Genomic DNA, 22266 nt, shown 5'->3' with positions numbered 1-22266 from the left:
CAGGTCATCACGCCGGTTATGGCATGCCTGCGGGGCAAGTGGGCGAATTCGTCCTGATAGAGGGTGAAGAACACGCGATTGTCGGACGAATCACGGAAGTGAAACTTCCTGAACGAGACAGATTGTCCGTTGAACCCACTGCTCACAAAGACAACGATGCCAACCCGATAGGACTGATTCAATTACTCACATCCCTCGAACTGGCATCTGGAAAAGCGATTCGCGGAATACCTGCGCACCCTCGCATTGCGCAGCACGTGTTTTCGGCTCACCCTTTGCTTATAAAACATGCTGTAGAGCAAGGACACGAAGCCGACCGAAGCATCCGGCTAGCTTTCTTGCCCCACTCATTGAACACAATGGTGTCGCTGACTCCCGAAGCACTTTTTGGACGCCACTGTGCAGTTTTGGGAACAACAGGCGGCGGCAAAAGTTGGACTGTTGCGCGCCTTGTCGAAGAGATAGTTCGATTGAATGGAAAGGCTATTCTGTTTGATGCGACTGGTGAATTCAAATCATTGAATGATGGCGTCAGGCACGTTCATCTAGGAGGACAACCAGAAAATGCGGAGGACAAGCGGGAGTTCGTAGGCTACCCATTCAATCAATTGAATGAGTCAGATATTTTCGTGCTTTTCAATCCCACTGGAGCGTCGCAAGCGCCGAAGCTTCGTGAGGCACTGCGAAGCCTCAAACTTGCGTATCTTTGCAATAGCCTAGCACCGAATGGGTACCTCGCCAAAATTAACCAATCCAAAAAACCAGTTGAGGACGCGCTGACTGCGAATGCCGCATCCCTTGACGCGGATGGCGTACTTTACAACATACAGTTATTGGCTCGACAGATTCAGGAAGAGTGCGTTTATCCATCGGCAAACTTTGGAAAAGATCACACCAAGTGGGGGGATGCTAGCAATGAACTTACCTATTGCATCAGTCTTATTGCGCGCATCGAAACCACCCTCAAATCTCCATTCATGGCATGCATATTTAAGCCGGATGGCTTGACTGCATTGCCACAAGTAATAAATGATTTTCTGGAATCGAAGGAATCAGTTCTCAGAATTTCGATGGCAGACTTGCCGTTTGAACACAACACCCGTGAATTAGTGACAAACGCAATTGGTCGGTATCTACTGAGATTGGCGCGTACAGGTACTTTTAGAACCAATCCGACCGTCGTTATACTTGATGAAGCCCATCAATTTTTAGATAAGTCTTTGGGAGATGAGTACAGTAGAGTTTCCCTAGAGTCATTTGGACTCATTGCCAAAGAGGGGCGAAAATATGGGCTAACCACATTATTGGCCACCCAAAGGCCGAGAGACATTCCAGAAGACGTGCTCAGCCAGATGGGTATGTTCATTGTCCATCGGCTAATCAACGAAAAGGACAGGCAGGTGGTCGAAAAGGCATCTGGGAATATGGATGCATCAGCCGCTGCATTTTTACCAACACTAGGTAAAGGAGAGGCAATAGTTGTTGGCATTGATTCTCCAATGCCCTTGCCAGTTAAGATTCTTGCGCCATTCGCCACACCAATATCCGAAGGTCCACAATACACAAATCATTGGAAACCCAATAGAAAACCAGATCAGCCATAAAATTATGTATATTGAATCTTTTGATGCGTCTATTTACGAATATTACTCGGCCTGATGGTGTTGTTATTCTTCATAGGGTCATCTCTTGGTATGGTGGGATTTTTGTAGCTTTCTACAGAAAACTGACTAACTGCACGACTTAAAGCTCGATCTTCAATCGAGGGAGAGCCAGCTAGCAATTTCGCTATGCCTGACCAGGCAATGATTTCCTGAGTGAAACTAGGCCCCTTATTACTTGTCGGGTTAATTGTGCTGCTAATCAATTTTTTCTTGAACTCAGCGGAAATATTGCGTTCAATGTAGGTCTGTATAGAATCGCCTGGTTGTAATTCGGATAAACGTTTTCTTAATTGGAAGACCGCCTGCGAAATTGAGGGCTCAGATACCCCTCTTGTTCGCCTTGGTGTAGCGTTAGCCGCTATGCCGATATGACGCAGTTGCTGTGCAAACTGCTCTCGCCAGCGCGATAGGTCAGCTTTACGAGGATTCAATCGCTTCCCCTTTCCCAATGGTGCAACCTGGACACATGCATGTATATGCGGCTTATCCGTGTCCGTATGGAGTGCGAATGCATAAGCATGCTTGCCACCAAAGGTCTCCGCTAGAAACGCCCTACCTGCAGTTAAAACTGCATCCGGTGGTGTTCCCTTTGGCATGGATAGCATGAAATTAATGGCGAGACGATGTTCGCTTTTCTCTGGAATGGGTTTTCCGGTTATGCCTTGCTTCCACTCTTCCTGGAGGGATTTAATACCAGGCTTGGTGCTGATTATTTCGCCCTGGTCTGTCTCAAGCTCTACTTTACCGTTACGGCTAATGTAGTCCAGATGATTGCCTATTTGCTTCATGCCCTTGCCGGCCTCTTTTTTGGAGGTAACCTTGAGCATGACTTCAGGATCTCTTTTAACTGTCCGATCAATTTGATCGCGTAAGAGCCCTCCCTTGTTAGCTACGCTACTTTTACTCCAGCCAGAGCCTTTATCTTTATTGGAAATTGGATCAAGGATATTAAATAACCTTGGATTCTTTGGCGCAACACGTTTGATCGGCTCCTCAAAGAGCTTATCGCCATAGCCAAGTAGGCGGCCGTCTATGTAGATTTTTGAGTAGGACATTTAATACCGGAATCCTAAGCATTCCAGCGGGTAATATTTGCAGCCAGTACTTGTCTCACAAGGGTAGTATGTCGACTAATTTGTTCGCGCAATTGCTCCAATACACCAAACCGGAAATTACCGATGACTGATAAATCAGAATTTGCAGCATTGGCGGTTTTGACATCGATCACGAGTTGGTTGAGGTTTCGACCAATGGCCATCATCTGACGGTTAGAGCTAACCAATGCCTTGAATTCTTCAAGATTTAATTGGGGTGATCCAGTAGCTTTGACAGCTAAAAGAGCTACAGCATAACGATTGAGAGTGGGGAAACCTTCCTTTGCAGTAAGTTCATTAAGTGCATCACATATATCAAGCGGTACCTGTAATTCTAAGCGCCTTATTTCCTTGGAATCATTAATTACAAAATCACTGTCATTTTCGTTGAAATGGCCTTCGCCATTAGCAGAGAGTTCGGCACTCATTAACTTTCGCAGTAGATTTGCAGAGGAAGTCTTTCGGGCTCTACAGTGGGCAAGCCAGGTGGCTTTCAATGACCCCGCCCGTATAGTCATGTGCCCAGAGCTTTGCCCTGCAGGCATTTTCTTACTCATACGAAACGGGAGCATTCATATAATGATCAAGCAGTGAACCTTTCCCTAGATGGAAATCCAAAACAAATAAAACATAGTTCTCTGGGGAAAGATTACTTTTGGAGGCATTATGAAGTAAAGGCTTAGCGATATTCGCGGGAAGAAAAATTTGCAAGGGAATTACCGCTTTGCCTATCGATTCCCCATCGGTCTTTGCCGTATCTCCATTGGTTGAAGTTGAAACCTTTTTCATAACTAAAACTTTCTATAAAAAAATAAATTAGCGGCCAATCGACTGACTGCGGTCGATCTTTGGTTTTTTCTGGGTCTTTTCAGGGTTTAGAGTCTGCACCATGGGTTTGGCTGGTGCATTAGGATCAAAGACGGTTGGCATTGGAATAGCAACACCATTTTTAGCCAACTTATGTCCTTTGATTAAAGCCGCTCTCACAATCAGATCTACGGTCTTACTGTTTGCACCCTTTGCTTTTGCCACCGCTCCAAAGCTAATGGCTTGACTGTAGATAGCAACATCTCCGCCCTTTATCTCCCAAGCACTACCAGTACCTTGCGCAATATCTAACAAATCAGCCTTTTGGTTTGATACGGGAATTGATTTTGAGATTGCGTTTTTACTCAGCTCAATGGGTTGGCCGATCGCCAGCGGAGTTTTTTTAATGGCACCTTCAAGCCCTGGGTCCTTTAGCGTCTGCACTTTACCGAATAGATCTTTGTAAGAGATAAAGTAAGAGTTGTCCCCCGTTTTTCCATGGTCAACTAAAACACCGATTTTTCGCTCATCAATAATTTGAACCTGCGGAATATTTCCAGACAGGATGCGGGCGTATAGCCCTTGTTTGATTTCTGTCAATATTTCGCTGCGCTTTTCCTCATTTGGAACCGTCTTTTCAAAATAAGATTGAGCCGCTTTAAATGCCAGGAGAGTTTTACCCAGCTCAGGGAAAGCCCCCAATACTTGTTTAGGATCTCCATTTAAAAAAGCTTTGGCCTTATGAGCCCATAGAGTGTTCGAATTTGCTGGCAAAGATTGTGGCGACTGCGTTGGCCCAATACTTGGGGACTCGGTTGCGATTGAATCAACCTGCCCCGCACCACTATCGACAGAATGTGTTGGCTGGCCAAGATTAGCCAATTTAATTTCCCAAGCGTTTCTCTCGGTGGTAATCGGCTCATGGCCAAGCAGCTTTCCCGACTCATCCCAGATGGGTTTATCAGTTACAACCTGCTCTTTTCCCAGCCTCTTTAGCGAGAGTTGGTCATTAATCTTTACTCCAGAATGAATTAGGGCGTCCTGTAGCCCGACACCCCAGTAGATTCGCTCTTTTCCATCTTGGCCCTCGGTTTTAATAAAGTAACTTTTCTTTGCCCCGTCACGTTTATCAAATTCATATGGAGCAGCTCCATGCGCTACGAGCCTCTCCCCTGCAGGAGAGAGGGACTGTTCGCTAGTATCACGATTTGACGGGTTGTCAGATTGGTTAGCAGTCTTAGTACTTCTTCCATTCCTTTCATTTTTAGAATCAGCTTTAGCTATTTTCTCGACATCCTTTCGCGCCTTTTCAGCTTGATATTTCTTTGCAGCATCGAGTCTGGCGTAATCCGCATCGCTCGGGATGTAGCCAATTGTTAGCAGGCCAGCAAGCTGCGCTTGTAACCAAACCTCCTTTTTGAACTCATCGCTACCGCTAACCCTAATACTTCCCCACCCTCTACCAATTGCCATGGCAACCATAGAATCAGCAACAACAGGGTCATCGTGCTTCGTTGTTAGTTTGATGCCGGTATCGCTAAATGCAAGATCATTTTTGCGGTCTCGGAAAAAGAATAGCCCTGGATTTGCAGGGTTACGCAAGTAGCGCTCTTTAACAATCTCCGGCACATCCTCGGGATTGAGAGGGCTCAAGTTAACTGGCTTGGTGTTGTCATTCTGAGATTTAGACGCCATGGAGCCGTCAACGTTAGATTGACCTGCAGTTTTATTAACCGGACCTTCCGCATACTCATAACCCTTGGCTATAAGCTCTTGCGCACGAAGGTGTTTTTTTGAATCCTGCCAGCCTGGATTTAAGCTTAATAACGCGCGATTTGCCTCACGCATATAGAGCAATAGTGAGGCCGTGTTATCGCTTGATATTGGTGCTGCTAACATACTTCTAGCTTTCGCTCCTAATGCCAGTGCAGTTAGGTCTGTAGCTTGCGCAGCGTCTTTGGAAAGTTGATCGAGCAAACCTCCAATATCCTTACGCAATGCTTGTGAGAAAAAGTCGGGAAAAAGCGGGTTTGCGTGCAGGAGAGAATTTTCAATTACTAAACCCTCAGGGCTAGCATTTTGTAATGTGGCCATAGTTATTTGGTATCCAGAAAAGAAGGGGGGAAAGGATTGGCGTTGGGGTTAGCTTTAGCTTGACTATCTTTGGGATTATCAAAAGCTGTTGGCATGCGTTGTTGAGAATCTAAGTACAGCTGGCGATCAAAAACATCATCTACAAGATCATGGATATAGGTTTTGAGCTCAGGCTCATTTATTAACCCTGACGGCGAAAACAAATCTAAGTCGTGATTAAGTTGCGTGTTCATGTCATCTCATCTATCGGATGTTGTGCTTTTTAGCGCGACCTAGTTGGCGCATCTTGAGCACTCGGGGCTGGGGCAACGATTGTGTGATCAGGGGCAAGCTGCTTTTTAGGTTGGCGAACTTGCTGAAGCTGCTCTAGGCGCTCACGACTCATGCGCTCCCAAGATGACGCCATAATGTTGTTGAGCATCTCGGTAAACTCAGGGGGCTGAGCCATAATCTCTGCCGACTCCTTCATCTCTCTACAAACTTTTAGAAAATTGTCGTGCATGCGATCGTATGGTCGCACCTTGGCTTGATCACCTTCATAATTAATTTTTACCTCCAACCCATTAATGCGGTTGTCTTTCTCAAGCGCAGCGATCTTATCGTTCTTATATTCAATCTTGCTTTTGTCATGAAACACCAGGGCTCTTGGGCTGACCTCTTGAATCAAATAATTCGAGGTATTTAATACCTCCCCCTTGTAGGGACCGCCGTTTTCACGCGGTGGATAGTGGTTGTGACGTGAGCCAAAAAAACTACTCGCTGCGGTACGCACTTCGTGAGGAACCTTAGAAAGGTCATATAAGGGCTCACCTACCGAGCGGGATGGCTCCGTCTTTTCAGGTGAGGTTGATAGCCTGGACTCCTCAAGAGTCTTCTCTGAAGGTGCGGCTTGTTCCGGCGCACTAGTTTTGGCTTGTTTGGCCATGTTGATATCTCCTGAAGAGGGAAAATTAGCGTGAGCTGGCCCAATAAATTGGCCTGCGACATTGAACTGCTTCTCTTCTTTGGAGTCGTTGGCATCGCTTGATGCCTGTTTAAATGAAGGGTCAGAGTAATTCCAACTTGGGCTAAAAACTGGTGTAGCCCCTTCACGCAATTTGCTAAAGGTGTTTGCAACTAAATCTCTTGCTTCTTTACCGGCAGCAACAGCTCGCCATTGTTTGGCAGCCTCTGGAAATCCACATTTATCTGCAAGTACCGCAACCCAATTACGGACAGTGCGAATTGCCTTAGCCTCAAATGAGTTTAGTTGATATCCCGATGGGTTGGTTTGAATAATTTCAGCAAGATCTGCTAAAGCCTCATCAACGCCTCTGGCTTTTACATACGCAGGATCTTTGGGATTACGCGCAAGAACATCTTGTCCGTCAGGTGATGCTATCCATCGATCGGCCTTATTGGCAATCCACTGATCTTTGTTATATAGTTCATTTAGATTTTTGCTATATTCATCTTTAGTTAAAAATCGTCGCAACCCAAAATGGAGCATTTCATGCCACAACGTTTTCTCGACATCAGCGATGTTCCCAAGCCCTTCCCTAATAAGAAAAATGTGCTCCTGGTGCGTTACGCCGGAAACTACAAACCCGGGATCACTAGCACCCAGCTCCCGAGTCGTTTCCAACAACTTTACGGGAATGGTCGATTTAAATGGCTTAATAAACTGATCAATTTTCTCGACAAGCAAGCTGACTGATAAACGCTGTGCCTCTGGCACAGCGCCTAAACGGGCTTCGCTAAAAATAGCCATGCCCTTATCCGTCTCTCTTGTTTGCACTTGCGCAAACAAATTCCCAAATGCCCCATTAATTGACTCGACCTCCCGATCAACTGGATAGGGGTATCGAATTAAATCTTCACTATTCCATTCTTTTGGGGCAAGGTAGTTAACGAGATAATCGTTGCGAATGCCTAGCCTTGATAGCTTCTCACCTACATATCCCTCAAAGCATCTGGCAGACATTTCTATTGGGGTTGCCCAGTACGCAGAGCTGCGAAACTCATCCATCTTGGCCGATCTTGCTGGCAGATTGGAGAGTTGAATTTGCTCCATCACCTGCACAAAAGACTCTTGAAGGGCATTACGCAGAACTACAGCTTGCGGGTTTTCGCTTACAAATCCCAATGGGCTTTCAGGTTTGTTAGTTCGCACCAGGTAGTTATCTAATGCATGCCACCACTCATGAGCTAAAGAGCCCGCACCCTTTTCTTTGGTGAGGTTAATGACCACATGGCCAGCCTCATAATGCGCCTTAGCTGGATCAACACCACCTCTACCCCTGGCCCCAAAAGCTAAGCCTAAGTCGCCGTTGAGAGACAGTGCGGCCGGTGGTAGACCTAAGGCCTTAGAAAGGTCCATCAATGCGTCATAGGCCTCGTTTAAATCACTTTGACGCCTTCCCTGCTCAACCCAGTTTCCAAATTCGACCCCTCGGAAACCAAAAACTTCATTAAACTCTTGCGGGGTGATATTTTGATCGCCACGGTAATCTATGCCTAATCGAGGTTCATTTTGTAAAGCCCGTATAGCAGGCACCTCTTTTAGTTTTGCTAATGATTGCTCTAACTCATTTAAGTTAGCGCTGCGATAATCTCGAGCTTCCTTTACATCCAAAAAAGGCCCAGCTAAATCGATGTAGCGCCTGCCAATTTTTTTCGCAATAAAGAGTGGGTCTCCCGCCCTTTTCCGATAAAGGACAAATTGCGGTTCTTTATTAGACTTACTTTTTTGAGAGCCATCCAAAAGAGATTGATGCTCACTTGAGAACCGCTCTAGAAGGGCTTGCCTTGTATCGGCAACAATGAGCTGCTTTGGCCATGAGCGGCCCTTGGTTTTTTCTTCAATAGACCACAGCGTTTTTGCTGGGTTATAAGTTACCCCATCTAGCATGGAGTAACTGGCATTCTTTATTTGATAAGCTGCCAATGATTGCTTGTGGCCAGCAATTTGGTAGAGCATGGCACGGTCAGCAATTTCGGGGGTGGAATTAAATTTGTCAAAAATAAGCTCAAGGGCTTGGGGTTGATCGATGACTTCGTTAATCTCCCCCGCAAGTGATTTGCTCGCCTCTACTTTTGCGCTCCAACGGGAAAGCTTGTAGGTAGCTTTTGGCTTGCTAGGGACTGCATCTCGCAGCGCCCGAAGATAGGCAATCGCTTCAGGATTCTGCCCTGCCTCAATGAGTTTTTGATAATTTGGTTCAGGCCAGTATTGAGAAAACGGAACCTCTCTGGCTGCAAGTGTTTGAGCGGATTTAAGTCTATCAAGGTAACCAGTCCACACATCCTTCCTGGCACCACCAATCTTTTCTCCAAAGTCGCTGATCGCAACCGATTCATTGCCGGCTTTTAGAAGGGCTCTTCTGGTGTTGTCTGATCCACGTTCGTCTGATGCGACTCCTCCAAGGCCTTTGCTAGCGTCTTGCAAAAAGGGTCGTCCTGAGCTTCCGTTGAGAGCGTGACTGTAAATGGCTTGGCTAATGGATCTAGATTGGTAGCGCTGCTCAAGATGGCTTGAGAGTCGGTGTTTGATGGTTTCATAGTTGCCTTCGGAAAAGAGTTTTGGAAGATGATCCCAGCCCCGCGCAATAAGCGGGCTTGCTGGATCTGTGCGATCGACGATAGTTAGTTTAACGGCCTCGCCATGAGCCTGGGCAATCAATTCAAGAGTACTGGGTAATGTAGCAATCGAAGCGGCAATATCGTCAATTGTTGCGCCCCGCCCTACCGTCTCAAAACGCTGCAATGACGCATCAAGGGAGTCGACAGCCTTAGAGTGAACGGCTAGAACATCAACTTCCATGCCCATATCAACGCTTTGGGCGATCATCGATTTTACGAGCTCTAAATTATCAAGCTGACCCTCATAAATGCATGCAATACTGGGGTCGCTGGCTATTACCGCCTTAATAAAATTCGATTTGCCAGCTCCAGGCATTCCGGCGATTAAGATCACTCGATTTTGATTTTTTGCCCCATCCTTGAAATTGCTTTGCGCAATCTCCAAATTCTGACGAAAGAGCATATTTGCCAGCATGGTAGCGCTGTTATGCACAGGAAGATTATAAATATCCTTCGACTCTTTTGATTGGCGATATGGCTCGAAGGTTTTTTTAAATAGATCCACATTGATGTAGAGCCCGCCATGCGACCTAAGATCATTCTTGTAGAGGTCAATAAATCTCGTTGGAGCGGCTTTCACAGCATCGCTAATTTGAAGTTCTACGCTAGCCTTATCAGCATCATTAAAGCCACGAAGGGGTACAGACTCGATGCCCTGGCTCTGTTCAGGTGACGCTGACTTAAAAGGCTTTTTTGAGGATAAATTGCCTCCCCTGGAGCTGGCGCTTGTCTTGATTTGAGTAGTCAATGCGGCCCCTTCATCGTTACTCACCACCTGGCCATCAATCAATTGATATCCGAGGCTTTGTGGTGTTTGAGCAGCAAGCAGTCCAACAACTACTTTCTGATCACCGGCAATTAATTGCAAATCATTGAAGTCATTTTTATCAACAGTTTTCTGGCTGGCTAAATCAACATCGCTAAAACTTGGTTTTGACACCATGCCACCCACCATTAGGGCCACCTTAATTGCCGCTTGTTCTCCGGGGCCTAGATCACTCGCAATAACTATCAAACTATTTGGATGCTGAGCACGGAGTGCAAGCGCAACAGAAGGCATGTTGCCGGTTGAAAGTGAGGCTACGATGAGGGCGTCCGGCAAGCCAAGGTCAGCTTGTAAAGCGCTGTAAGAGTGCTCGATCGACCTGGTAGTTGCAATACCTTCCCCAATGTAAATTACCGACGGCTCATTGGTTGATTGCGCAAGGTCTTTGGCCACCCAATAAGACTGTAATTTTCGTCCGCCAGCAAGAGCCGATTTACGTCCATTCTCATCAATTAACTCCAAGGTATTAATTGAATGATTTTGCTTAACCGCGGCCAGCAATATGCGGCCAACCAGAAGCTCGTCATTTGCCTTTGGGGCGTAACCAATGAGGGATGCTAATTTGACTTGATCAATCTCATGAAGATTTTCGCCAGTTATACCTTTGCGAACCAAGTATGGGTGATCACTCCCAGCAGGAATGCTAGATTGCCAAATCTGAGAAGAGAGGCTTGCAACCTTGCTGTATCGCGCCTCCCTTTTTGCTACCTCCTCCGCTTGCTCTTTAGCACGTTTGGCGCGTCGCTCAGCCTGCTCTAGCTTTGCTTGGGCCGACAACGGTTCATGGCCAATGCGGCCTGTTGGGTCAAAGCCGCCTTGCTTGGCTAAAAGAAAGACTTTTCCCAGCCCAGCTTTACCAGGCTTAAAACGGTCCCATGTGTATTTTGCGGTTTTAGCGTTATAACTATCCGCTCTGGAGCTCCATTCATCCCATAGATCAAAAGCATCTTGGCCAATATCTCGCTTTAAGGCTGCGCCGACAATTATCCAGTCATCCCTGCTGGTAGAGTCGATGTAACCAAGGGCGTCCCGAACCTTATCGAGCTCAGAAACCCAATTGACAGCATTTACATTGGCCATTGTGCCCTCCAGCATGTAATGCCGTACTGGGGCGCATGAAACCGTTGATTAGAGGCGTAAATACCTCGAAAACTAATGCTATCGCTAAAGAAATTTGGCATCTGAATCCCATCAAGTTTTGTCATAAACCCAGAGCGCTAACTCTTTATGGGTTGTATGCATGAAATTAAACCATATTTTCCCTTGAAATGGAATGATTTAACAAGGGGCTTTTGCGGGGCATGCACTACATAAAAGCACACGCAGTCAGACGCAGGCTAACATATCACTTATAAAAACTATTTACATTGCCGATATCCAGAAATAATTTTATGGATATTGCGCTACCAGAATTTCAGGCTGGAAAAGTCAGTTGTTGGAGGCGTTTTTTAGGCCTCAAGCCAACTGAATTTATCGTTGCCTCCTTTAGACTTGTCGCTAGTTCAGAGCATTTTTGGGTATTTTTGAAGAACACTGCTAGATATGAATCAGGGTATTTCTCCTTGAGAAATTTATCAATCAAATCAGCGGTGTTGTCTATGAAATTTATCAGCGCCTCAGAGTCTTCAGGGAGCCCTTCCGGACCAGCATTAAAAACAGCCCATGACAAAATGCGATTTCCGTGGGTCAGCAATTGCTTCCTTTTTTGATTTGAAGCGTTAGCCTGTGCCGATACAAGTGCCGCATCAATTTTTCGAAATTTTTGCACGTACTCCCAAGTGAATTCTCCATTAATCCCGGAATGAAATAGTTGCTGATAAGAAGTTGACTTTCGATCGAGCAACAGCCCAATGTTCCGTTTCGCAAGAACTGCATTACTAATAGCAGAGCTAGAGCAAGCCAAAGCTATCATAGCTTCAGTCACGTCAAAGCCCGTATTCTTGTCAATGACAGCCTCTCCAGATCTAAAGATGTATTGAATTCCTTTGGACAGAAGCTCAACTTTGATCCTATTTTGATTTGGATCTAGCGTAAGGAAATCTTTATCTTCAACTTTATTTTGCTTATTTGTAGCAATAGTAATTACATCTGTGAAGCCGAGCGGTGTGCCCTCAAGAGATATAATTTTTATCATCGCAAAGGCCTTCGCCACCTGTGTGGGTGACTTCTCATAGGCCTTCGCTATTGAGCCTATGGTCTGTGCCCCGTTTACGATTTGCAGACCTTGAAATATAAACGCTCCAGCTTGGCGGTTGTCGCCTCCCCCAAGAGCTGTTTTGTTGTATTTAGTGCAAATCCCCGTCACGCCATTATTCATGTACCAAAAATCTTTTGGCGCACTTAATAATGTACCGATAATTTGATTGTTAACCTCTCCATCCCCAAGGAAGGAGCGAATATTAGGCTCAAATAATGACTCTCCAATTTCTGCATATAACTTTGCGAGTTCTTCGCAACAGATACGACCGTATATAGCCTGATGTGGATCTATTGATTGACCCCAATCCAAAAGCATTGCAGTGAAAGGAGGTTGAGTAGAGAGAGTGGCAGTCCGGAAGAACCGATGTAATGCCCGTAGATCAAGCACTTTTACCTCTAAAAAATCACCGGCAGCATTTTGCTCGCTCTGAAATTGCGTAAGAACTTCTTCACATTCAGAACCAAGCGGGTTATCGCCCGTGAACGCAACTGAGACAATTACCGACACTTCAGGCTTTAAGAGTACTTGGTCTATCGTCGCTTTATGCTTTTTAAATTTTTCCGAGAAAGTGTCCCAGTTTGCCGAAAGTACAAGTTTGACGCCATGTAGGAACTTAAGGAGATCTCCCTTTCCAATAGTTTTGGTACCATTAGCATTCCACTTAGACTGTACAAATACAAGCGTATTTTTCCCTGAATCAAAGAAACATCCGTCAATTCCCTGATCTCTCTCTCCATCGAAAACATAATCCGCAGCTTGGGTGGCAATAGTACCCGTCAAGCCACTAATGGCAAAAGCAGTAAGGGCGCGGCTGAGTGTGGCCTGCTTGATGTCAGGCTCAGGCCTTCCCGCTAGATCCTTTACATCTATCGAATCCGTGATCGCATTCTCAAAGTATTGCTCAAGTTGCCTAACGTGAACTGACATTTAAAATTCCTTAGAATAATATAACCAACATGCTGAGTTTAATGGGTTGGTAGCTCGTTTAATGGGTTGGTAGCTCGTTTAATGGAATATATGCTGCATCCAATTGTAATCGCCTCCTGTACCTCCTGGAATCCCTCAGAGTCTCAGTGTTGCCGCTTAATAGAGTTAACGTAGCCCTATCATGGCGAGCGTTAAGCGGCGCACAAACTTATGCCGCCCCTCAAATTTCTTGAATCAAAGCTTCCTAACAAGCCCAACTACGACACCCCAAATATCTAATTGCTCATCACTGTCTAAGGATATCAGTGGATAACCCTCGCTCTCAGCAGCTAGCTCCACCCGTCCATTCGATACATGTAAGCGTCGAACCAAAAACTGCCCTTCATGAACTGCAACGACTGTATCGCGGTTTTTAGCCTTGATTGAGCGATCGACCACTAGCCTGTCGCCGGAATTAATTCCTGCCTGCGCCATTGCATTGCTACCCACCCGGAAGAAGTAGGTTGCTGCTTTATTTGCTATCAAGAAGCCATCAATGTCAAAGTGTTGCTCAAAAATGTGTGAGGAAAAATCTGGGTTTAGTGTGTTTGTCATATTACGTTTATATATTTAAAGGTTATCAAACAGATTGTTTAGCTCATGTGTTGAGGGTGTTTTATTTATGGACACTAAGACAGCATTTTGACCGCTGTCAATCATATCTAAAAATTGAGCGCTAGTTTTGATGCCCGTAGCATCGATACCCTCACCTGCCTGTAGATCAACCTCAATCTTTTCATCTAACAGAAGAGTGGCATCCTCGTGATCGACGTTCCTAGCGTAATTAGCATGATTATCGTCTGCAAGACCCTCCTCCAATGCGCTAATGTCAACCCCCAAGCTTGCAAAACAAGCGTCTGCAAATTCATTTGCATCCACCTCACTAAAATCGCTGTTATCAGATATATCAAAACTTGGTGCATCTGCCAGCAATGCAAGCTGATCAACGGCTAGCGGAGGATCTCTTAAGGTTTGAGAGTTAAAGTCAACTTCATCCGCACTCAATTCCCTAACCTTATTTTGTGAGCGTGCCACAAAACTCTGAATGTCTATAGGGGTGATTGATGGTGGCGGCAATAACTTTTCAGTAAACAAAGGATCTTCATAGTATCTAATTTTTGTGCACCGTATTGGCTTGGTGTATTCCATCAAGACGATTTGCTCATCTTGATTCATCTCCTTTAATTCTTGAGGAAGCATTAGTGGCCGTTTTTGATGCGACAAGCTTTCACTGCCGCCAGCGCGTTGGTTAAAAATACTGCGTGATCGACTGATATTGGCCGATAACTCTGTGTATGTTCCAAGCATTTCTGAATACTCGTTCGCATCTTTTTGCTCTTTGGGTGGAAATACCACCCTCACCGCAAAGTTGGTAATCATCGTCCTACTATCCTCTTTGCCGTAAACAGATTCAAGCTGTGAGGGCGACTGAATAATGACGAGTAACCTTAAGTTGTAGCCGGCAATATAGCCAATTGCTTTTGCAATAATGTCGACCTTGCCAATTGAGGTGAACTCATCCATCAATAGAAGGCATGTGTATTTGAGTGATTTATCCTTTTCTGGCAGCGATTTGGTGTTCAGATTAATCAGTTGGCTAAAAATCAGATTGAGAAGCAACTTGGCTTCGGCTAAATGATCGGGAGTGATCCCGATGTAAATAGTCATTTTTCTTTTGCGCACATCGCGCAAATCAAAATCATTTTCGGAGGTTGCCGCGTCAACGATTGGATTGCGCCAAATTGTCAATGGAGCATTAAAGGTAGAGAGAATATTGCCAAGTGTCTCTGGGGGTGCTGATAAAAAGTTGCCAATTGAATCCACGCATTCAGAAGAGAGCCAGGAATATTCTTCAAGAAGACCGGCCATATAATCTCTAACAGAAAGGCGGCTTCCTCGTCCCGCAGCTTGCCGCAGCACCTCTCCCATGGTTACCGGGTAATTCGGTAATTTTGACCCAGGGCCCTCTAGCCCCCTCTGGTCCTTGATATCTAGCAACAATAAGACGATCGCCAAGAACAGATTTCGGGCGCTATCGTTCCAAAAGGAATCCTTGCCGCCGGATGGCCATATTGCCGAGCCTATAGCAAGCGTGTCACCAACCCTAAATACCCCTTTCGAGATTGATGACAAAGGGTTATATCGGTGAGTTTTCGGTGCCTCAACGCCATTAATTTTATCCTCGGCAAATGGGTTGAACAGATAAACCTCTTGGCCAAGTACATCCCTTCTATATCCGGCTGTAATGTCATAGAGCTCTTGTTTCACATCCAACGCAACAACAGACTCTGTCCAGCTGAGCAGGTTTGGAATAACAAAGCTAACTCCTTTGCCCGATCGTGTAGGAGCAGCTACAAGCACAAATTGTTGGGTAGCAAAGCGTAAGAATTTCTTGCCAAATTGCCCCAATACGATTCCGATGCCATTTAAAAGGCCGCTTTTTTTAACATCTGCAAGGTTTGCCCATCTTGCGCTTCCATGCAGCTCCCTACTTAAATAGGCTTTGAGACCAACTCCGTATGCAACAAGCGTTAGTCCATACACCAACATAAAGGACAAGGCTCCGCTTACGACCAATGGCTTATATTGATTTTGTATATAGCCATTTTGATAATCGGTTACGCCATCAACCCATGTCCATACATCGGGGGTCAGTAAATTTAAGCGAAGGCCAAAATACCAAAAGATTCCGGCTAACTGCAGGGCGACCGGAAGCATCAAGGTGAAAACAACAACTACCAAGCAAAGCTGGCAGGAGCCTGTGCATTTAAATGCGCCAATAGCTTTGAGGTACTTGGCGTAGGTTTTCTTTAGTTTGTCCAAAATAATCACTTAGTGTTGCAATATAAAATTAGGGCTTAGGCGGCTTGCTTGACTCAAAGGGGCCGCAATAGGAGCGAACTTGAGGCAATTTGCCAACCTCAAATTCACCTTCTTTTGCCCAAAGTACCTTTAGGCCCGGCCCAAATACTGCGCGGTACTGGGCAACTAGTTGTGCAATCAATGGCATGTCGCGATGCAGGGCCTCCCTAGTTAGGCGCTGGTGCACTTTCACCCGATTTCACTCCTGCTTAATGGCGGAAATTGTAAGGTCATTTTGATGAGCATTTCACCAGAATTAAGACTCAAGCTCTTCTGGAGAGCATTGCAAGAGAATGCAATTGATTGGGTTTTGCAGCATAGACCCGATGCGTTCTGCCATCCATTAACTCTGGCCATAACTCAAACCTTGATTTTGCAATCTCAAAACCATTTTCACGCTGGCGTTGCTCTGCCTGACATTTAGCCATGCAGAGTTTCGCGTACATTTCTATACCATCCGGGTGGCGAACGCTGGTTTTGATTGTCGAGGTGATTTGCCTTTTAGCAACCATTTGGGCCAAGAGTGCCCTGCACTTTGCCATGGATACTTCACTCAGCAACGCAATTTGGCGTAATTCCAACCAGGATCTAGCATCCTGAACAACGCTTAATACGGCTTCATAGTAGAAAAGGTTGGTGTCAGTAGAATTCTTCTTCGCCTTAGGCGAGGCTGTGGGCTTTTGCATATGCATCCTATCAAGTTTTAACAAAGTAAGAGGCGCTAACCTCCTATAGAACTGAAAGTCTACGCTAGTTTTTAAACTAGCGAAACCTTTTTAATACGCGCTAGCCGCAAGCGCTGCGGCAGGTAATTTTATAAAGCTTGACCGATTAATAGCCCCTTTTGCTTAAATTTGAGGCGCTAGGCGCTTGATTTCCCTTGGCGTACATACATTGTTGATAGGCGACGTTATATTGCGTCTGGGCGGTCTTATCTGAAGAGTAGCTACTCAAGGCTCCCCCGAGCGCACCCGCCAAGAGGCCAGCGCCTGCCCCGGTACCCACTCCCGCATGACTTCCGCCACCAATTACTGCGCCAGCAATAGCGCCTACTGCAGCTCCAAGTCCCGCATCTTTGGCTGCTGACTTCACCCCTTCTTCGCTTGTAGCTTTTGAGCTGGTTTGGGCAAACTGGCGGCACACCTGGTCATCTTGCTGAAAGACATCGAAAGGCTTTCCTTGTGCCGGCATTACTGCGATAGTAGGCCCGGTTGGACCAGATACGCAGGCAACAAGTGAAAGACCAAGAACCAAGCAGGAAATAATAAGCTTCATAAAAATCCCTCAATAAATATACAAAAAAAGTAGTTGAAGTATTAACGCCTAGCTATGGTTAGAGTTGACTCACCTATTGGGGCAATGGAGATTCGATATAGATCTTTTGGCTATTTGCATTCGGAGGTTGTGAATCCCGCTTTAACTACGTCGTAGAAATGGGTAGTTTTGTTCAAAACCGGGTTGCCCTGCACGTAAATCTATCGATCCGGTGTATGTAATATAGGGTTGGATACCGGAGGGGCAATGGCGGCCATGCAACGCTTGAGCCTATCCCAGCTTGGCGAACCACCGGCAGCAGTTCGGCCTAACCGGCCGTACAGCCAGCTGCCTGACTCGGGCGGCAACCTGGCGGTAAGCTGCCCTTGAGTCTCTGATGGCCGTAAACGGCTGCTTCCTCATTCGGCGAACTGGTGCTCTCGACCCAAAGCGGTAGTTGACTGCTTGTGAAAGCGGACGTTCATCGTGAAGTTGAGACGCCTAGCAAATCACGCATGTCGTAGTCTTTCGTTCTATGTGCGACCTAACGTTGAAGTTCAGGGGCGAGCAGAAGCGAGGGAAGCCCGCTGTAGCCCGCCCCCTGGAACGCGGTGTTATGTGCCATTTCTTCCTTGGGCTGATTTAGCCATTTCAAAAGTGTCGTACAGTTGATCCTTGCGGTTGAATAGCTTAATTGCTCCCTTGGTCTGTCTGTCAGTCCAGTAATGACCTTCCAAAGACTCAACAGGTGAACCGTGGATTTCCAGAGCGAAAGCTCCATGGTGGATTTCGCTTCTCACACCCTGAAGCTCAATTCGTGGCTCATTGCGATAGATGCCGGCGAGTTTAAAAAGGCCGTCTTGCTCATGCTCGATGCTATGAGCTATCAATATTGGCCTTGACTCTTGCGTCATAAGTCGAAGACTGAAGTTACCCAGTGTTTGGCGTACAACTGCATAAGCTGTGATGGGCGCGATTTCCTCATCGGTCTCTGGATTTATCCAACTGCTGCGAAGTTCCACCTCCCAGGTGCCCCGCATGTCGGGGCGATTTACGTACCAACCGCGAAAGATTGGCCAAGCCCAAGCATATTTATTGAATAACGTTACGACAACGGAGATTGTCCCTACAACAATGCCGAATGGCTTAATAAATGACACACTTAGGACGGGCATGCCCTGAATCCAGAGCGCGACCAGCCAGACCGCAATAGTCAGGCCGATAAATGAAGAAATGTGCAGTCTAGTTAGCATCACTTGTACCCGACGTAATCCCATGCATCACTCAAGAACTGGTGCGCACTGGCACGAGTCCAGGGTTGAGAGCTTCGAAACAGGTACTTCAATTCGCTAACCTCTCCCCATTCGGAGCATGGGGCATCATTCAGCGTTTTGTTAAATAAGTGGGCCAATGTGGCTCTCACCGTCGAAACATACGAACTCTGCATCAGATGCTCGTTCGGGGTATTCCAGACCAAACATTCGATGAGAAAGCTCGGAGCCTTCTTGGCAGATTCGATTCCATTAGCAGCCATTTCGTTCGACAGCGACTTCAGTATCCGAACGACTCGCTTAAAGCGGCGTTGTGAAGCATCATTCTTGTTTACGCCGTTCGCGTAATGTTGCTCTGGCCAATTCCGAATCCTCGGCGGCTTAAAATCGTCCGGTATCATCTCTACCCCGGAAATATATCTGGTCGAAGATGTATATCGCCTGTGCTCGAAAAATGCCGAAACATCCGCTTCGACCCGATAGGAGTTGGCCTTGATGTCGAAAGCTTTGCTTCCTCTCGTTACCGATGGCCGTCCGAATCGCGCCACCAACGCCTCCTCAAGTTCATTCTTAAATGTAGCGTAGGTGTAAGTTGCCGACGCCGTCGACTTCGCTAACAGCATTTTTGTGTTGTCGTCCGGATAATGTGGAAAGTAAGTGTCGAAGCAAAGCACACCGACATCTACATCGCTGTCTCTTCGGACGTTTACCCGATTGCGATATGAACCCTGCGTAAAGACACGAATATTCCTCTGATTTAGCTTAGCGCTAGCGCTAATAGCCTCTCTAACTTGGCGCTCAGCGTTTTCGGCGCATTGCTGCTCGGTTTGGCTCGGGCCTGTTGACCATGCAGTATACGTGGCCTCCCAATCTCTACTCATGGTATTGCTTTCCCCTTTGGCCTACTGGCACCTAACGTTAGAATTCACTGGACTGCGCGCATTGTCTTTACGTCCGCTTTGTGAGCAAAGACGCACCCGTTTAGCAGGCAGTCTATCGCAAAATGCGCTACCCAATGACCGCTTTGCGGGTAAATCATAGGATCTCCTTGAGTGTCTGCTATTGGAGAAGTGGGATTCTAGTGGGGGTAAGAGAAAGCGGCTACTTTGGCCGAACTTCTGGCAGTGGGCTGTGAAGCCTGAACGTCGGTTGTCTCTAATCTGCACCCGAGAGACTGATTCCAACCATGCCACTCAGACGGATTGGATTTTAGAATCTCCGCTATCCAACCTCAGAAAGCATATAGCCGATCTTTTAATCGTGCAACGGCTGCACTTCCCTTTCGATCTTCTTGGCCACCGCCTTTTGGGTCACCTTCAGGTCGTAGGCTTGCTGTAGATTTAGCCATGATTGCGGATCTCCGCCAAAGTACCGCGCTAAGCGCAAAGCCGTATCTGGTGTAACGCCCCTAACCTCTCTGGCAACATCGTTAATTCGTGCTGGCGTGACGTGCAAGGCTCTAGCCAATGCGTTAGCACTCATGCCTAAAGGCATAAGATAGTCTTCCCGCAAGATCTCTCCTGGGTGAATTGCTCTCATTCCATTTTTCATTCCATTCCCCTTAGTGGTAATCCACTATTTCTACATTAGCTGGGCCTAAGTTGGTCCAGGTAAAACAAATCCGCCATTGCACATTAATGCGAATACTGTATTGATTGGCTCTATTGCCTCTCAAACTCTCTAAACAATTACCGGGAGGCGATCTTAAAAATTCTAAAGTCGCCGCGCTATCGAGTTGCTGCAACTTACGCTCAGCCGCCGACTTAATCGCGCTAAATTGCTTGGTTTTCCCGGTGGTAAAAAGGGCTTCTGTCTGGGCGCATTTGAACGATTGAATCATGGCATTATTTTATATCATTTATCGGTATAGGGTGCATATTTTTGAATCCCAGGCACCTTACGGGAGGCTTGCTCTACCCCAATTGGCAGGGGTTGCCATATTGATGACTTGCGGTATATTTATCGTATGCGAATTACCACCAAATGCAAAATTGCAGTAGATGCCCTACTTGAGATCGCAGCCCATACGGAAAAAGGCTATGCCATCTCGCTACCCATTGTCAGCAAAAGACTGGCCATCTCTCACTCGTATCTTGAGCTCATTTTTTCCAGTCTAAAGGCTGCTGGACTCATTCACAGTCATCGCGGCCCTGGCGGTGGCTACTCTTTGGCCAAAATGCCTGAGGCGATTTCCATCAAAGATATTGTTGATTCCACTGGTGACCCCCAGTCTTTGGAGGGTGGCCCTAGCGCGCAATTATGGGTCAATTTAGATGCGCATATGCAAAAGCAAATGGCGCAAATCACGCTCAGTCACATCTTAGCCAATACTGCTATTCCTATTGAGCCCAGCCTTGCGCGTCTTCATCTCAAACTAGAAAAAACATCAAAAACTAAGGCGTCCAAAGCATCGGTAGAAAAGCGGCCCAATAAGGCCAAGAAACCTACAGGGCCAAACTCCGTATTTAGCTTTGGCAAATACTTATTGCATAAGCAATAACAATCTGGGGGCTAGTGAATGGCCGAACTTCCTTGTGTTGTAGAAATCATTCTGTCAACTAACACTTGATCCCACATACGATCGAGTAATGCTTTGGCTTGACTCTTCTCACTCTCTGAAAGTTCCATACCGATTAAGGTAGATTTAATCATGACGGCATAAGCCATCATCACTTCAGCAGTACTGGAACCCCTGATATGTGGCAATATTTCCTGCAAGGCATCAATGACAATTTCGCCTACCTTCTTAGCATCAATAGTCTTTTCAAGATCGTCTAAATCTTTGGAATCTGCCATCATATGTCCCGCTAGAATTTACTGTATTTAATGGTGCCGCTTGCCGGAATTGAACTGGCGACCTTTTCATTACGAATGAACTGCTCTACCAACTGAGCTAAAGCGGCAACTGGCGGAAACGGAGTCCAAAAATTCACCCTCCGTGTAAGTCTATCATTACCCAAAAAACCCTTGTAGTACATGGCTTACAGGGTAACCCTACTCCAATCTAACCCATTCAAGTTTACTAAAATCTACGTTTAACTGGTGGGTAAAAAATTCATTGAGAACGGAGACAACTGCATTTTTTTCTTCTTTTGATCGTGCGTTGATCAATCTTTGTACCAACTTGATTTCGATAGGTAGCGGTTTTTCTGTGGCGTAGTACTTTCTGATAAGGCGACTGTAGGTTGCATCCTCTATGAATGTAAGATGCGCAGTCGCTTCTGCGTAATCTCCAATGTGATGCTCGTAGTAATTCATCTCAATCTGTCTCCGTGTAGTTCTTTTTCTTGCGCGCAATATTTTTTGCAAGAGATGAATCTAACAATCGGAAAGCGTATCGTCAAACGCGTTTTTTCTGAATTTTTCTTTAATTTATTTATTCATCAATTCACTGTAATCCATGTTTGAGATATTCGCAAGAATGAATGTCTTCATCTAAAGTGTTTATTGATCTATGCGTGTCCACCAACCTCTTTGCGCTATCTTCTCTTGCTTTTGCTCTGCTGGCATAGGTTTTACGTTTGATCCGCTCCCGCTTGAGTAGTTGGAAAAAGCTCTCGACTACAGCGTTGTCATGGCAGTTTCCGCGCCGACTCATGCTTTGCTT

The 22266-nt window shown here is 46.1% G+C and carries 20 protein-coding genes, 1 tRNA gene and 1 pseudogene; 2 read left to right on the top strand and 20 right to left on the bottom strand.

The features are described from left to right. The first annotated feature begins 122 nt into the window (after positions 1-122). Positions 123-1604 carry an ATP-binding protein gene (locus tag ICN30_RS10485; RefSeq protein ID WP_255533217.1) on the top strand — a complete coding sequence of 494 codons (1482 nt, stop codon included), beginning with the start codon at positions 123-125 and terminating at the stop codon, positions 1602-1604. A gap of 29 nt (positions 1605-1633) precedes the next feature. Here ICN30_RS10485 and ICN30_RS10480 read toward each other — a convergent pair whose 3' ends face one another. The 16 genes from ICN30_RS10480 to ICN30_RS10405 all read right to left on the bottom strand — a co-directional run bounded on the left by ICN30_RS10480 (position 1634) and on the right by ICN30_RS10405 (position 20499). Then, the gene (locus ICN30_RS10480) at positions 1634-2719 is read right to left on the bottom strand and encodes a relaxase/mobilization nuclease domain-containing protein (protein ID WP_216275502.1); all 1086 of its coding nucleotides are present in this window, start codon (positions 2717-2719) and stop codon (positions 1634-1636) included. Between the two features lie 14 nt (positions 2720-2733). Further along, a complete protein-coding gene (locus ICN30_RS10475) occupies positions 2734-3186 on the bottom strand; it encodes a hypothetical protein (RefSeq protein ID WP_216275499.1) in 453 nt (150 codons plus the stop codon). A 121-nt stretch (positions 3187-3307) separates the two neighbouring features. Further along, positions 3308-3547, bottom strand: a complete 240-nt coding sequence (locus ICN30_RS10470) for a hypothetical protein (protein WP_216275497.1) — start codon at positions 3545-3547, stop codon at positions 3308-3310. Between the two features lie 27 nt (positions 3548-3574). After that, positions 3575-5659, bottom strand: coding sequence for an LPD7 domain-containing protein (locus tag ICN30_RS10465; RefSeq protein ID WP_216275495.1), 2085 nt, complete (start codon positions 5657-5659; stop codon positions 3575-3577). Positions 5660-5661: 2 nt separating this feature from the next. Then, positions 5662-5892, bottom strand: coding sequence for a hypothetical protein (locus ICN30_RS10460; RefSeq protein WP_216275493.1), 231 nt, complete (start codon positions 5890-5892; stop codon positions 5662-5664). 29 nt (positions 5893-5921) lie between these two features. Next, positions 5922-11186 (bottom strand): LPD5 domain-containing protein, encoded by a 5265-nt coding sequence (locus ICN30_RS10455; RefSeq protein ID WP_216275491.1) that lies wholly within the window; start codon positions 11184-11186, stop codon positions 5922-5924. 334 nt (positions 11187-11520) lie between these two features. Next, positions 11521-13233, bottom strand: coding sequence for an AIPR family protein (locus ICN30_RS10450; RefSeq protein ID WP_216275489.1), 1713 nt, complete (start codon positions 13231-13233; stop codon positions 11521-11523). Between the two features lie 234 nt (positions 13234-13467). Then, complete coding sequence (locus ICN30_RS10445; RefSeq protein ID WP_216275487.1) at positions 13468-13827, bottom strand: LexA family transcriptional regulator; 360 nt, start codon at positions 13825-13827, stop codon at positions 13468-13470. A gap of 15 nt (positions 13828-13842) precedes the next feature. Beyond that, positions 13843-16095 (bottom strand): type IV secretory system conjugative DNA transfer family protein, encoded by a 2253-nt coding sequence (locus ICN30_RS10440; RefSeq protein WP_216275486.1) that lies wholly within the window; start codon positions 16093-16095, stop codon positions 13843-13845. Between the two features lie 28 nt (positions 16096-16123). Next, a complete protein-coding gene (locus tag ICN30_RS10435) occupies positions 16124-16327 on the bottom strand; it encodes a hypothetical protein (protein WP_216275484.1) in 204 nt (67 codons plus the stop codon). 70 nt (positions 16328-16397) lie between these two features. Continuing rightward, complete coding sequence (locus tag ICN30_RS10430; protein ID WP_216275482.1) at positions 16398-16820, bottom strand: hypothetical protein; 423 nt, start codon at positions 16818-16820, stop codon at positions 16398-16400. A 145-nt stretch (positions 16821-16965) separates the two neighbouring features. Continuing rightward, on the bottom strand, positions 16966-17409 hold the full coding sequence (locus tag ICN30_RS10425) for a glycine zipper family protein (protein WP_216275479.1): 444 nt from the start codon (positions 17407-17409) through the stop codon (positions 16966-16968). 593 nt (positions 17410-18002) lie between these two features. Continuing rightward, complete coding sequence (locus ICN30_RS10420; protein WP_216275477.1) at positions 18003-18641, bottom strand: hypothetical protein; 639 nt, start codon at positions 18639-18641, stop codon at positions 18003-18005. Next, positions 18641-19540 (bottom strand): nucleotidyltransferase, encoded by a 900-nt coding sequence (locus tag ICN30_RS10415; protein WP_216275475.1) that lies wholly within the window; start codon positions 19538-19540, stop codon positions 18641-18643. Before ICN30_RS10415 ends, ICN30_RS10420 begins: the two co-directional genes overlap by 1 nt. Before the next feature lie 373 nt (positions 19541-19913). Beyond that, entirely contained in the window at positions 19914-20210 is a 297-nt protein-coding gene (locus tag ICN30_RS10410) for a HigA family addiction module antitoxin (RefSeq protein ID WP_216275473.1), read from the bottom strand. A gap of 10 nt (positions 20211-20220) precedes the next feature. Next, positions 20221-20499 (bottom strand): type II toxin-antitoxin system RelE/ParE family toxin, encoded by a 279-nt coding sequence (locus tag ICN30_RS10405; RefSeq protein ID WP_216275471.1) that lies wholly within the window; start codon positions 20497-20499, stop codon positions 20221-20223. Between the two features lie 126 nt (positions 20500-20625). On the opposite strand from ICN30_RS10405, the gene ICN30_RS10400 reads away from it, so the two are divergent. Then, positions 20626-21159, top strand: coding sequence for an Rrf2 family transcriptional regulator (locus ICN30_RS10400; protein ID WP_216275469.1), 534 nt, complete (start codon positions 20626-20628; stop codon positions 21157-21159). A gap of 11 nt (positions 21160-21170) precedes the next feature. Here the strand turns inward: ICN30_RS10400 and ICN30_RS10395 are convergent, their stop codons facing one another. The 4 genes and pseudogenes from ICN30_RS10395 to ICN30_RS10380 all read right to left on the bottom strand — a co-directional run. After that, positions 21171-21458, bottom strand: coding sequence for a hypothetical protein (locus ICN30_RS10395; protein ID WP_216275467.1), 288 nt, complete (start codon positions 21456-21458; stop codon positions 21171-21173). A gap of 28 nt (positions 21459-21486) precedes the next feature. Further along, positions 21487-21562 (bottom strand) — tRNA-Thr (locus ICN30_RS10390). A gap of 91 nt (positions 21563-21653) precedes the next feature. Further along, complete coding sequence (locus ICN30_RS11785) at positions 21654-21917, bottom strand: YdaU family protein (protein ID WP_370626646.1); 264 nt, start codon at positions 21915-21917, stop codon at positions 21654-21656. Between the two features lie 223 nt (positions 21918-22140). Next, positions 22141-22266: pseudogene (locus tag ICN30_RS10380) on the bottom strand (integrase core domain-containing protein); the annotation flags it as partial.

It is taken from the genome of Polynucleobacter sp. 31A-FELB, assembly GCF_018882405.1.
In the GTDB taxonomy this organism is placed as follows: domain Bacteria; phylum Pseudomonadota; class Gammaproteobacteria; order Burkholderiales; family Burkholderiaceae; genus Polynucleobacter.
Note: the sequence above shows the minus strand (reverse complement) of the source record. Positions and strands in the feature narration are given on the sequence as shown.

Bases quoted from the DNA above. Each gene is read 5' to 3' on its own strand.
- ICN30_RS10480 (WP_216275502.1), bottom strand. From the start codon at position 2,719: ATGTCCTACTCAAAAATCTACATAGACGGCCGCCTACTTGGCTATGGC.
- ICN30_RS10475 (WP_216275499.1), bottom strand. From the start codon at position 3,186: ATGAGTGCCGAACTCTCTGCTAATGGCGAAGGCCATTTCAACGAAAAT.
- ICN30_RS10470 (WP_216275497.1), bottom strand. From the start codon at position 3,547: ATGAAAAAGGTTTCAACTTCAACCAATGGAGATACGGCAAAGACCGAT.
- ICN30_RS10465 (WP_216275495.1), bottom strand. From the start codon at position 5,659: ATGGCCACATTACAAAATGCTAGCCCTGAGGGTTTAGTAATTGAAAAT.
- ICN30_RS10460 (WP_216275493.1), bottom strand. From the start codon at position 5,892: ATGAACACGCAACTTAATCACGACTTAGATTTGTTTTCGCCGTCAGGG.
- ICN30_RS10455 (WP_216275491.1), bottom strand. From the start codon at position 11,186: ATGGCCAATGTAAATGCTGTCAATTGGGTTTCTGAGCTCGATAAGGTT.
- ICN30_RS10450 (WP_216275489.1), bottom strand. From the start codon at position 13,233: ATGTCAGTTCACGTTAGGCAACTTGAGCAATACTTTGAGAATGCGATC.
- ICN30_RS10445 (WP_216275487.1), bottom strand. From the start codon at position 13,827: ATGACAAACACACTAAACCCAGATTTTTCCTCACACATTTTTGAGCAA.
- ICN30_RS10430 (WP_216275482.1), bottom strand. From the start codon at position 16,820: ATGCAAAAGCCCACAGCCTCGCCTAAGGCGAAGAAGAATTCTACTGAC.
- ICN30_RS10425 (WP_216275479.1), bottom strand. From the start codon at position 17,409: ATGAAGCTTATTATTTCCTGCTTGGTTCTTGGTCTTTCACTTGTTGCC.
- ICN30_RS10420 (WP_216275477.1), bottom strand. From the start codon at position 18,641: ATGCTAACTAGACTGCACATTTCTTCATTTATCGGCCTGACTATTGCG.
- ICN30_RS10415 (WP_216275475.1), bottom strand. From the start codon at position 19,540: ATGAGTAGAGATTGGGAGGCCACGTATACTGCATGGTCAACAGGCCCG.
- ICN30_RS10410 (WP_216275473.1), bottom strand. From the start codon at position 20,210: ATGAAAAATGGAATGAGAGCAATTCACCCAGGAGAGATCTTGCGGGAA.
- ICN30_RS10405 (WP_216275471.1), bottom strand. From the start codon at position 20,499: ATGATTCAATCGTTCAAATGCGCCCAGACAGAAGCCCTTTTTACCACC.
- ICN30_RS10400 (WP_216275469.1), top strand. From the start codon at position 20,626: ATGCGAATTACCACCAAATGCAAAATTGCAGTAGATGCCCTACTTGAG.
- ICN30_RS10395 (WP_216275467.1), bottom strand. From the start codon at position 21,458: ATGATGGCAGATTCCAAAGATTTAGACGATCTTGAAAAGACTATTGAT.
- ICN30_RS11785 (WP_370626646.1), bottom strand. From the start codon at position 21,917: ATGAATTACTACGAGCATCACATTGGAGATTACGCAGAAGCGACTGCG.